Annotated in this window: 9 protein-coding genes and 1 tRNA gene; 5 read left to right on the top strand and 5 right to left on the bottom strand. The window is 75.2% G+C overall.

What is annotated here, in order from left to right:
• Positions 1-14 precede the first annotated feature (14 nt).
• Entirely contained in the window at positions 15-518 is a 504-nt protein-coding gene (locus Sdia_RS27115) for a DUF3830 family protein (RefSeq protein WP_100454472.1), read from the top strand.
• 106 nt (positions 519-624) lie between these two features.
• Here the strand turns inward: Sdia_RS27115 and Sdia_RS27110 are convergent, their stop codons facing one another.
• Positions 625-2,118, bottom strand: coding sequence for an amidase (locus Sdia_RS27110; protein ID WP_100454474.1), 1,494 nt, complete (start codon positions 2,116-2,118; stop codon positions 625-627).
• 126 nt (positions 2,119-2,244) lie between these two features.
• Positions 2,245-3,249: a D-2-hydroxyacid dehydrogenase gene (locus Sdia_RS27105; RefSeq protein ID WP_100454477.1), complete on the bottom strand. Its 1,005-nt coding sequence runs from the start codon at positions 3,247-3,249 to the stop codon at positions 2,245-2,247.
• Between the two features lie 258 nt (positions 3,250-3,507).
• On the opposite strand from Sdia_RS27105, the gene Sdia_RS27100 reads away from it, so the two are divergent.
• The 3 genes from Sdia_RS27100 (at position 3,508) to Sdia_RS27090 (ending at position 6,387) form a co-directional block, all read left to right on the top strand.
• Positions 3,508-4,347 (top strand): maleate cis-trans isomerase family protein, encoded by an 840-nt coding sequence (locus tag Sdia_RS27100; protein WP_100454479.1) that lies wholly within the window; start codon positions 3,508-3,510, stop codon positions 4,345-4,347.
• Between the two features lie 121 nt (positions 4,348-4,468).
• Complete coding sequence (locus tag Sdia_RS27095; RefSeq protein WP_100454482.1) at positions 4,469-5,200, top strand: maleate cis-trans isomerase family protein; 732 nt, start codon at positions 4,469-4,471, stop codon at positions 5,198-5,200.
• Between the two features lie 101 nt (positions 5,201-5,301).
• On the top strand, positions 5,302-6,387 hold the full coding sequence (locus Sdia_RS27090) for an LLM class flavin-dependent oxidoreductase (protein ID WP_100454483.1): 1,086 nt from the start codon (positions 5,302-5,304) through the stop codon (positions 6,385-6,387).
• A 320-nt stretch (positions 6,388-6,707) separates the two neighbouring features.
• Here Sdia_RS27090 and Sdia_RS27085 read toward each other — a convergent pair whose 3' ends face one another.
• On the bottom strand, positions 6,708-8,648 hold the full coding sequence (locus Sdia_RS27085) for a putative bifunctional diguanylate cyclase/phosphodiesterase (RefSeq protein WP_189499807.1): 1,941 nt from the start codon (positions 8,646-8,648) through the stop codon (positions 6,708-6,710).
• Positions 8,649-9,041: 393 nt separating this feature from the next.
• On the opposite strand from Sdia_RS27085, the gene Sdia_RS27080 reads away from it, so the two are divergent.
• Positions 9,042-10,322: a M6 family metalloprotease domain-containing protein gene (locus tag Sdia_RS27080; RefSeq protein ID WP_207205632.1), complete on the top strand. Its 1,281-nt coding sequence runs from the start codon at positions 9,042-9,044 to the stop codon at positions 10,320-10,322.
• An 83-nt stretch (positions 10,323-10,405) separates the two neighbouring features.
• Here the strand turns inward: Sdia_RS27080 and Sdia_RS27075 are convergent.
• A tRNA-Lys gene (locus tag Sdia_RS27075) sits at positions 10,406-10,479 on the bottom strand.
• The gene (locus Sdia_RS27070; protein ID WP_229830152.1) at positions 10,470-11,210 is read right to left on the bottom strand and encodes a hypothetical protein; all 741 of its coding nucleotides are present in this window, start codon (positions 11,208-11,210) and stop codon (positions 10,470-10,472) included. Before Sdia_RS27070 ends, Sdia_RS27075 begins: the two co-directional genes overlap by 10 nt.
• Positions 11,211-11,242: the final 32 nt, after the last annotated feature.

Genomic DNA, 11,242 nt, shown 5'->3' with positions numbered 1-11,242 from the left:
GGCACCATGGGTGCATGACCGAACGCTTCATCGACATCTCCCTGCCCGAGCGGGGAGTTCAGTGCACCGCACGGCTCCTCGACGACAAGGCCCCGGTCACCTGCGCGGCGGTGTGGGAGGCGCTGCCGCTGAGCGGCGACGTCTACCACGCCAAGTACGCCCGCAACGAGGTCTACGCCCTCTTCGAACCCTTCGCCCCCCAGGAACCGCCGCTGGAGAACCCCACGGTCACGCCCATCCCCGGGGACCTCTGCTACTTCACCTTCAACGGCACCCAGCTCGGCAACCGCGCCTACGGCTACGACACCACCGGGGCGGATGTGCGGGCCGGGGCGACCCTGGTCGACCTCGCCCTCTTCTACGAGCGCAACAACCTGCTCATCAACGGCGACATGGGCTGGATCCCCGGCATCGTCTGGGGCACGGTCGTGGAGGGCCTGGACGAGATGGCCGCCGCCTGCAACGACCTCTGGCGCGCGGGGGCGCTCGGCGAGTCCCTGAGCTTCCGCCGCGCCTGAGCGCGCCCCCCGCACACGCCCCCGGGGACCGGACACCGTCCGGCCCAGGGGCGTTACCGGGGACGCGGCCCCGGGCGTGCGCCCGTCGCGGCGGGCGCACGCCCGGTCAGAGCGCGGGGGGTGCGATCCCGGCGGCCCCCGCCGCGTACAAGGCGTGCGCCGCCCGCAGTACCAGCGCGTCGGCGTGGCGGGGCCCGACGATCTGGAGGCCGACGGGCCGCCCCCGGGCGTCGGTGCCGACCGGCACGGAGGCGGCGGGCTGCTGGGTGAGGTTGAACGGGTAGGTGAAGGGCGTCCACCCCGTCCACCGGCGGAGGCCCGAGCCCTTCGGCACCTCCAGGCCCGCGTCGAAGGCCGTGACCGGCAGCGTCGGCGTCACCAGCAGGTCGTACCGCTCGTGGAAGCGGCCCATCCGGCGGCCCAGCTCCATGCGGGTGTCGACCGCCGCCAGGTAGTCCAGCGCGCTGTACCGCTCGCCCTGCCCGCAGACCTCCCGCAGACCCGGGTCGAGCCGCGCCCGCGCCCGGGGCCCCAGCGGCTGCACCACCCGCGCCGCCCCGCTGAACCACAGGGTGTGGAAGGCGTCGACCGGATCGGTGAAGTCCGGGTCGTCCTCGCTCACCCAGGCGCCCAGCGCCGCCAGCCGCTCCACTCCCGCCCGCACCGCCGCCGCCACCGCCGGGTCGACCGCGACCTGCCCGCCGAAGGTGGGGGAGTAGGCCACCCGCAGCCCGCGCACCCCCTCGTCCAGACCGGTCCGGAAGCTCTCGGCGACCGGACCCGACTGCGACCAGTCACGTGCGTCCTGGCCGCTGATCACGTCCATCATCAGCGCCGCGTCCCGCGCGTCCAGCGTCATCGGGCCGACGTGCGCCAGCGTCCCGAAGGCGCTCGCCGGGTACAGCGGCACCCGCCCGTAGGTCGGCTTCAGGGCGAAGATCCCGCAGAACGCGGCCGGGATGCGCACCGACCCGCCGCCGTCCGTGCCGAGCGCCAGTGGGCCCGCGCCGACGGCGACCGCCGCCGCGCCGCCGCCGCTGGAGCCGCCGGAGGTGAGCGCCGGGTCGTACGGGTTGCGGGTCGCGCCGCTCAGCGGGGAGTCGGTCACGCCCTTCCAGCCGAACTCCGGAGTCGTCGTCTTGCCGAGGAAGACCGCGCCGTGTTCCCGCAGCCGCGCCACCGACGGGGCGTCCTCCTCCCACGGCCCGTGCGGCCCGGTCGTCCGCGACCCCTTGAACGTCGGCCCGCCGCGCTGGAGCAGGATGTCCTTCACCGTCACCGGCACCCCGTCCAGCAGCCCGGCCGGCTCCCCGCGCTCCCACCGGCGCGCCGACTCCTCGGCCCGCGCCAGAGCCGCCTCCTCGTCCACCCGGACGAAGGCGTTCACCGACGGCTCGGTCGCCGCGATCCGGGCCAGCGCGTCCCGGGTGGCCTCCACGGGGCTGAGGGTGCCCGCCCGGTAGGCGGCCAGCAGGGCGGTGGCGGTGGGCGGGGCGGGGCGGCCGCCCGCGCCGGGGGCGGGCATCCGGGGCTCGGGGGCGGCCGGGCGCGGTGCGGCGGCGCGGTCCTCGGTGTCGGTCGGTGCGATGCGGTCGGTCATCCGCCCCTCCTGGGGGTTCGCCCGGCCCGCGGGGGACCGGGTGCAGCCGATCAGTTCCGTACGGCCGTCCGCCGCGCGGGGGGTGGGCCCGGAGCGCGGCGGCCGTCGTCCCGCAAGCTCTCCCCGTCAGTGCCCGGGGACATACCCGCGCTCCTTGTCGACCACGTTCCGCAGCGGCCGGCCCGCCTCCCACAGGGCGTACAGCTCCAGGAACTGCTCGCCCAGGTCGTCGCGCCAGCCGACGGTGTCGCCGCTCATGTGCGGGGAGACCACCAGGCCCGGGGCCGCCCACAGCGGGCTGCTCGCGGGCAGCGGCTCGGTGGCGAAGACGTCGAGGGCCGCCCCCGCGATCCGCCCGGCCGCCAGCGCCCCGGCGAGGTCGGCCTCGACGACGTGCGCGCCGCGCCCGATGTTCACGAAGTACGCCGATTCCCTCATCCGGGCGAACCGGCCGGCGTCGAAGAGGCCGCGCGTCTCCTCGGTGAGCGGGGCCGCGCAGACCACCCAGTCGGAGGCGGCGAGCAGCGCGTCCAGTTCCTCCTGCCCGTGGATTCCGTTACGGGCCGTGCGGCCGACCACCGAGACGTGCACCCCGAGCGCCGTCAGCACCCGGGAGATGGCCCGGCCGATCGGGCCCGAACCGACGACGCAGGCGCGAGTTCCAGCCACCCGCCGCGTCTCCCGATGGCGCCACTCGCGGGCCGCGCCCAGCTCCAGCGTGCGCGGCAGATCCTTGGCGAAGGCCAGTACCAGCGCGGCCACGTACTCGGCGATGGGCTGGTCGAAGACGCCCCGCGCGTTGGTCACCACGGTGTCCGAGGCGACCAGCTCCGGGCAGATCAGCCGGTCCGCGCCGGCACTGGCGGTGTGCACCCAGCCGGGCCGCGGGCCCGGCCCGGGCCATGCCTCGCGGACCGCGTCGGAGAGGAAGTCCCACACCAGCAGAACGTCCGCCTCGGGCAGCAGCGAGGCCAGAGAGGAGGCGTCCGCGTGCAGGACCCGGGCCCGTCCGGCCAGGGATTCCAGCCGTGGCGGCGGGTCCGCGTCGAGCACCAGGAGGGTGGGCCCGGCGGACCGGCCCGGTGACGGGGGAGGCGGAAGCGCCTCGTCGGATACGTGCGGGAAACCCATGGGCAACGTGCTTCCGCTTCCGTGGTAGGTACCGGTCCGAAGCTGTCCGAGACGTGTGGATTGACCACGCTGGCACCCGAACCTACCGTCGTCAACAGAAGCCCTTCGCCACGGGGAATCGCCGATGTCACGGAGAGTTCTCGGCCGAGCACGCGCTTCAGGCTCTGTCCCGACGTCCCGGCGCACACGCCGGCATCCGCACCCCTCCCGGCTCCGGCCGGTCTCCGCAAGCACCCTTTCGAAAATTGGGGCCTGCTCATGGACGTCTCCTTTCTGGGCGGACCGCACCCTCAGCACGGCGTCGGTGTGGTCGCACCCTTCGACTTCGCACTCGACCGGGAACTCTGGCGATGGGTACCCGACGAGGTCTCGCTCCATCTCACCCGCACCCCCTACGTCCCCGTCGAGGTCAGCCTCGACCTCGCCCGGCTGGTCAGCGAACACGCCACGCTCCACGAGGCGGTCCGCGCCCTCAGCGCCGCCGAGCCCCAGGTCCTCGCCTACGCCTGCACCTCGGGCAGCTTCGTCGGCGGCCACGCCGGGGAGCACGCCATGCGCGCGGCCATGACCCAGGCCGGCGGTGTCCCCTCCGTCACCACCTCCGGAGCGGTGCTCGAAGCCCTGGCGGAGATCGGCGCCCGCCGGATCGCCCTGGTCACCCCCTACACGCGGTCGGTCACCCGGTCGCTGGAGCGGTACCTGGCCCGGGGCGGCATCGAGGTCACCGCACGGGCCAACCTCGGCCTCACCCACCACATCTGGCAGGTCCCCTACCGGGACGTCTCCGCCATGGCCCACCGCGCCGTCCGCCGCAAGCCGGTCGACGCCCTGTTCATCAGCTGCACCAACCTGCCCACCTACGACGTCATCCCCCAGCTGGAGGCGGAGTTGCGCGTCCCGGTGCTCTCCGCCAACCAGGTGACCGTCTGGTCCGCCCTGCGCCGCCTCGGCATCGGCGCCGTCGGCCCGTACCAGGCGCTGCTCAACCCGGCCGCCCGCCCCGGCGTGAGCGAGTTCGGCACGACGGCCCCGGGCCCGGCCGCACCCCGCAGAGGCGGCAGCGAAGAGCCGGCCCTGCCGGAGAGCCCGCTCCGGTAGCCACCGCCCCGGGGCGGGGCTCGCGGGACATGGCGGCCGGATGTGCGGGAATCGGAGCCAGTAAGCCCGTGAGGGAGACCAGAGGTCCCAGCGGCAACGTCGACAAAGGGAAAGGGCACACATGACAGCGCTCGGCTTTCTCTACCCGGGGCACTCCGCCGAGGACGACTACCCGCGCATCGAGGTGCTGATGGGCGGCAGCGTCCGGCTGCACGTCATCCACACCGACATCGGCGAGGACGCCCACCGTGTCGACGCCCTGCTGGAGATGGGCTCCGAGGCCCGGCTCGGTGCGGGCGTCGAGGAACTGCGCCTCTCCGGCGCCGAGGCGGTCGTCTGGGCCTGCACCAGCGGCAGCTTCGTCTACGGCTGGGACGGCGCCCACGAGCAGGTCCGCACGCTCGCGCAGGCCGCCGGGCTCCCCGCCTCCAGCACCTCGTTCGCCTTCGCCCACGCCGTCAAGGAGATCGGCGCGAGCCGGGTGGCGGTGGCGGCGACCTACCCCGACGACGTCGCGGGCCGCTTCTCCGGCTTCCTCGAGGCCGCCGGTACCGAAGTCGTCCAGGAGAGGGCCAGCGGCATCATCACCGCGGCCGAGGTCGGCACCTGGGGCTGGGACGAGGTCCGGGAGCTGGCCCGCTCGGGCGACCACCCCGACGCCGAGGCGGTCCTCCTGCCCGACACCGCCCTGCACACCGCCGCGTACGTCACCGAACTGGAGGAGGAGTTGGGCAAGCCCGTGCTCACCGCCAACCAGGTCACGGTCTGGGAGGCGCTGCGGCTGGCCGGGCGCCGGGTCCGCGAGCCCGCCCTGGGTACCCTCTTCCTCCAGAAGCCCCAAGTGGTCTCCTGAGCGGGCCGGTGGCCCCACCAGGGGCGGGCGGGTGGGGAATAAAACGGAGTCACCCTCCCGTTAAGGAGGGGTTCACACCCCCAGCAACAGGAGGCACCCCGGTGGACGACATCCGAGGAAAGGCCCAGGGCACCGCCCCGACCCCCCTCTCCGTACTGGACCTGGCCACCGTGGGCGCGGGCCAGACGTCCACGGACGCCCTGCACGCGGCGGTCCGGATCGCCCGGACCGCCGACCGCCGGGGCTTCACCCGCCACTGGGTGGCGGAACACCACTCCATGCCCGGCGTCGCCTCCTCCTCCCCGGCGGTGATCCTCGCCCACCTCGCCGCCCACACCGAGCGGGTGCGCCTCGGCTCCGGCGGCGTCATGCTCCCCAACCACGCGCCGCTGGTCATCGCCGAGCAGTTCGGCACCCTGGAGGCGCTGGCCCCGGGCCGCGTCGACCTCGGGCTCGGCCGCGCCCCCGGCACCGACGGGGCCACCGCCGCCGCCCTGCGCCGTACCGACCGGCTGCACGAGGGCGCCGACGACTTCCCCGAGCAACTCGCCGAACTGATCCGCTTCCTCGACGACGACTTCCCCGACGGCCACCCGTACCGGCGCATCCACGCCGTGCCCGGGCCCGTCCAGTCCACCACCGCGGGCGGCGTGCAGTCCCCGCACCGGCCGCAGATCTGGCTGCTCGGCTCCTCCGGCTTCAGCGCCCGCCTCGCCGGGATGATGGGCCTCCCGTTCTCCTTCGCCCACCACTTCTCGGCCCGTAACACCATCCCCGCGCTCGACCTGTACCGCGAATCCTTCCGGCCCTCGGCCGTGCTGGACGCCCCCTACGCCATGATCGGCGTCTCCGCGTTCGCCGCCGACGACCCGAAGGAGGCCCGTCGGCAGGTGCTCACCGGGGCCCTCAACATGGTCCGGCTGCGCCGAGGCGCGCCCGGACTGGTGCCCACGCCCGAGGAGGCCGAGGCGCACTCCTTCTCCCCCGTCGAGCAGGACTTCATCGAGGACTGGCTCTCCAACGTCGTCCACGGCACCCCCGACGAGGTACGCGCCGGCCTCGACGACCTCCAGAAGCGCACCGGGGCGGACGAACTCATGCTCACCGCCAACGCCCACACCCAGGCCGCCCGCGTCCGCTCCTACGAGCTCATCGCCGACGCCTACGAGATGCCCGACCTGGGATGACTCCTGCCCGGGCCGGCCGGGACCCGGCTGGACCCGCCGAGGCGGCAGGGCCGCGCCGGCCCCGGTGGCCTCGGCGGACGCCGACCCCCCCGGCCCGGCTTCCGCCGAGGCCGCCCCGGTCCAGTCGCCGTCCGAGCCACCCTTCAGGCCCGGACGGCGTCTGAGACCGCGTCTCCGGGCCGGGTGGCGTTCGAGGCCGGCAGCGACCGCCGCGGCTGATCCGGTGGACGGCGGATCAGCAGCCCGGGGCCGCCGGCCGGCGTTCGAGGCCGCCGGGCCGGGTCCCACCACCGGCCCCCGGGAGGCCGACGGAGCGGCCGTCACCCCTGTCGGCGCAGCAAACCGGCGATCCGCTCCGGCCCGACGGGCCGCGACCACAGCCACCCCTGCCCGGTGTCGCACCCGATGCCGAGCAACCGCCGCGCCTGCTGCGCGGTCTCCACGCACTCGGCGGTCACGGTCAGCCCCAGCCGGTGGGCGAGCGACACCATCGCCTCGACCACCACCTCGTCGGCGGCCCCGGGCGGCACGTCGTCGCGGAAGCTGCGGACGAACGACCCGTCGAGCTTCAGCACGGAGACCGGCAGCCGGCTGAGGTAGGAGAGGTTCGAGTACCCCGTGCCGAAGTCGTCGATCGCGATCCGCACCCCCATGGCGCTGAGCGCCTGGAGCACCCGCAGCGGCCGCCCGGCCGACCCCATCAGCGCCGACTCGGTCAGCTCCAGCTGCAACAGCTCGGGCGGGAGCCCGGTCGCCTCCAGCGCCGCCGCCACGTCCGCGACGAGGTCGGAGTCCCAGACCTGGCGCACGGCCACGTTGACACTGACGAAGATCGCCCGGCGCCCGGGCCGTGCCACCTGCCAGGCCCGCGCCTGCGCGCACGCCGTGCGCAGCACCCACCGGCCGAGCTGGACGACCGAGCCGTCCTCCTCGGCCTGGCCGATGAAGCGGCTGGGCGGCAGCGTCCCGAACTGGGGGTGCCGCCAGCGCACCAGCGCCTCCACCCCGCTGGTGGTCCCGTCGGCCAGCTCGACCAGCGGCTGGTAGTCGAGGACGAACTCGCCACGCCCGATCGCGGGCCGCAGTTCGGCGGCGAGCACCTGCCGGGTCATCCGGTGGGCGTTGCGCTCGGGGTCGAAGAGGGTCCACCGCCCGCCGCCGTCGGCCTTGGCCCAGTACAGCGTGGTGTCGGCGTCCTGCATCAGCTCGGTCGCGGAGGTCGCGGCCGCCGGCCGCTCGACGACGCCCACCGAGGCCGACACGGAGAGCCGCTCCCCGCCCGCGTCGAAGGGCTCCTCCAGCGCCACCAGCGCCGCCGACGCCAGCGAGGTGAGCTGCTCGGTCCCCGAGGAGTCGGGCACCAGCAGGGCGAACTCGTCGCCGCCGAGCCGCGCCACGAGCGGCGTACGGCCCCCGCGCGCTCCCGCGGCCGCGACCCGGATCAGCCGCTCGGCGACCGCGGTCAGCAGCAGGTCGCCGGTGCGGTGGCCGAAAGTGTCGTTGACGGCCTTGAAACCGTCGAGGTCCAGGTAGCAGACGCCGATCCGTCCGGTGCGGGCCTGTCCGGCCTCCGGCGGCCAGCGGTCCTCGGGGTGCTCGCCGTGCTCCGTGGCGCCCTCGGGACCGGTGGGCCCGGTCACGGAGGCGAGTCGTTCGAAGAAGAGCGCCCGGTTGGGCAGCCGGGTCACCGGGTCGTGCATCCGCAGGTCGCGGACGCGCGCCTCCAGCTCCCGCCGGGCGCTGATGTCGGTCACCGACAGCAGCGCACCGCCGGGGCCGTCCGCCCGGGGCGGGTCCACCGCCACCAGTAACCACCGCGCGCGCCCCTCGGCGTCCCGCACCCGCCGGGTGCGCCGGAGGCCGGCGCGTCGCCCTTCCAGCACCGCTCGTACCGCCTCGTCGCCGGGCCGTCCCAGCAGTTCGGCCGCCACCCGGCTCAGCGAGCCTGCGCCGGGTCCGGTGCCGAGCAGTGCCGCGAACGCGTCGTTGGCCTCGACGACCCGCCCCGCCCGGTCGAGCACGGCCATCGCCATGGGGGCGCGCCGGAAGGCGTCCGCGCGGACGTCCGAGGGGGAGTGGGCGCGGGCGCCCGGCACCGGCGGCCGCGCCTCGCACCCGGCGGGCGCCGGGACGGACGGCTCGTACGGCGGGGCGTCGTGCGGCGGCCGCTCCTGCGGCCTGGTCTCGTGGAGCCGGTGTTCCTGGGGCGCAGCCGGTGCCTGCCCGGTCGCGGCTGACGGGCCTTCGGTCGTTCCGCTCACCACTCGCTCCCGTTCCGTGAGGGGGACGCGTCCGGCCGGGCGCGCGGCCCATGAGCCCGGCCGCGCTGGCGTCGGCGTTCCGGCGTCCTCGTAGGGGAAGTGTGCCGATCATAGAGGCCGCGTGGAGAGGGCATCCAGCACGGCGCGTGGGGGCGCGCGCCCGGCGCTCAGGCGCATCACGCCTGCGCCGGGGGGTGCGGGACGACCGCCACGCGGCCCTCCGCCGCACGGTTGTCGCACCCACCGGGCACCGCCTCCACCCGAACGAGTCCCGCCAGGGGTTGCCCAGTTCGAGCGGAGATCACTCCTCCGGGCGAGACAAACGAGGCGTCGCGGCAGAAAAGCGACCAGGCTGGCCGGGATGTGCCGTCCCCGACCGAGCCGGAGGCCGCCTTGTCGCGTCAGGAGGACCCGCGGGAGCACGCGCCGGCCGGCCGGGCCGAGCGCCTGGAGCGCGTCACGCCCCGCGCGCTCGGCGCGGGCACCGTGGCCCTGCTCGCCCTCGCGGCGACCACCCTGGTGGCGGGGCCCGCCTCGGCCACGCCCCCGGGCGGCCCCTGCGCGCTCCCGCGCACCCCGGCCCACCACTCGGAGGGCCTCGACACCTGGAACGACGCCTACCCGCGCCCCCTCGGCAGCCTCGACGCCGTCCTCGTCTTCCTGTCGTTCCCCGACGCCACCCCGCGCACCACCCCCGCCGAGCTGACCGCCGACTACTTCCCCGACGCCACCAACTTCTTCGACCGCTCCTCGTACGGCCGCTTCACCCTGCGCCCGCACCCCCAGAAGGAGTGGCTGACCATGCCCCAGCCCTCCACGGCCTACGAGATACGGCGCGACTGGAACGCCGCCGCCCGCTCCGCCTACCTCCGCGACGCCCTCGCCGCCGCCGATCCGGTCGTGGACTTCTCCCGCTACGACATCGTCTACTTCGTCGCCGACCCGGACGCGCCCGGTGTCGACTCCGACGCCACCAAGGTGGTCAACTTCAGCCGCCCGCTGGAGGCGGACGGGACGAGCATCCGCCGCGTCGTCACCCTCTTCGAGCACCACCCGCCGGACCGCAACGTCCTCGCCCACGAGACCGGCCACGTCTTCGACCTGCCCGACCTGTACGACCGGCCCACCGACGACAAGGGCGACTGGGACACCCACGTCGGCGACTGGGACCTCATGGGCAGCCAGTTCGGAATGGCTCCCGACCTCTTCGCCTGGCACAAGTGGAAGCTCGGCTGGCTCGGCCACCGGCAGATCACCTGTGTCCAGGGCGGAGGCTCCCACCGCCTCTCGCTTGAGCCCGTGTCCGCCGGGGCCCCGCTCCCCGGCTCCGGCACCCGCCTCGCGGTCGTCCCCGAGGGACCCGGCACCGTCATCGCCGTCGAGGCGCGGACCGCCGAGGGCAACGACGTGGACGTCTGCCGCGAGGGCGTCCTCGTCTACCGGGTCCGCACCGGCCTCCCCTCCGGCGCGGGCCCCGTCGAGGTCCTCGACGCCCACCCGGGCACCGCCGCCTGCTGGGGCCGCTCGGTCTACCCCGACCTCGCCGACGCGCCCGTCCAGGAGGGCGAGACCTTCACCGTCCCCGGTACCGCCCCCGGTGAGGGTGTACGGGTGGAGGTGGAGGACCGCACGCCCGCCGGAAGCTGGACGGTCAACCTCACCACGCGACTGTGACCGGCTCCGGCGGTCCTCGCGCGGCCAGACCTCGGACACATGAAGAAGCCCCCCGCTTCCGCGAGGGGCTTCTTCATCGTCTGTGCGCCGCCAGGGACTCGAACCCCGGACCCGCTGATTAAGAGTCAGCTGCTCTAACCAACTGAGCTAGCGGCGCCTGCTGACGTCGTAGACCTTAGCACCAGGACGGACGGGAGGAAAAATCGATACCGGGCGGGTGCTCCGTGCCGCCCGTACGCACGCCCAGCGCAGGACGTCGGCCCCGGGCAGCCAGGGGTACCGGGCCCCCGGCGCCACCAGCCACCGGTCCCCGGCCCCGGCCCCGCGCGGCTCCGGCGGAGCCTCCCGGGCGCCGCCCGGCCCGCTCGTGTGCTCCCGTTCCCGCTCCCCGTCCCGGGGGTGGAGGTCCGCCGCCCGCAGCGCCGGTACGGGGGCCCCCGCGTCCTCGACCGTGTCCGGGCCGGGCACCGTCACCGCGTCCCCGACCCCGTGGCAGAGCAGCGGGGGGACGGCGCTCCCGCACTCCTCCCAGCGCAGCAGGGCGGGCAGCCGCTGGGCCGTCCCGGGTGCGGCGAAGAGGAGCAACCGGCCGCGCTGCACCGCCGCCGGGCCCGACCCCGGACCCTCCTCCCACAGGCGGTCCAGCATCCGGTGGCCGAAGACCGGCGGGACGTTCACCACGTCGAAGGTGAGGCCGCACCGCAGGACCGCCGACCCCGCCACTCCGGGGTACGCCCCGGCCGAGGCGAGCCACGCCGCGCCCTCCGCCGTCACGCGGGCCGACTGGTCCTGGCCGTCCAGCGGCCCCGAGGACGAGCGGGCTCCGGGGGCGAGGGAGCGGTGGCGGGCGGTGGCCGTCGCGGTGGCGGTGACATGTGGGCTGCTCATGCGCACAGATCTACCGGGGGTGAGCGAGCGGT

Source organism: Streptomyces diastaticus subsp. diastaticus (genome assembly GCF_011170125.1).
Taxonomy (GTDB): domain Bacteria; phylum Actinomycetota; class Actinomycetes; order Streptomycetales; family Streptomycetaceae; genus Streptomyces; species Streptomyces diastaticus.
Note: the sequence above shows the minus strand (reverse complement) of the source record. Positions and strands in the feature narration are given on the sequence as shown.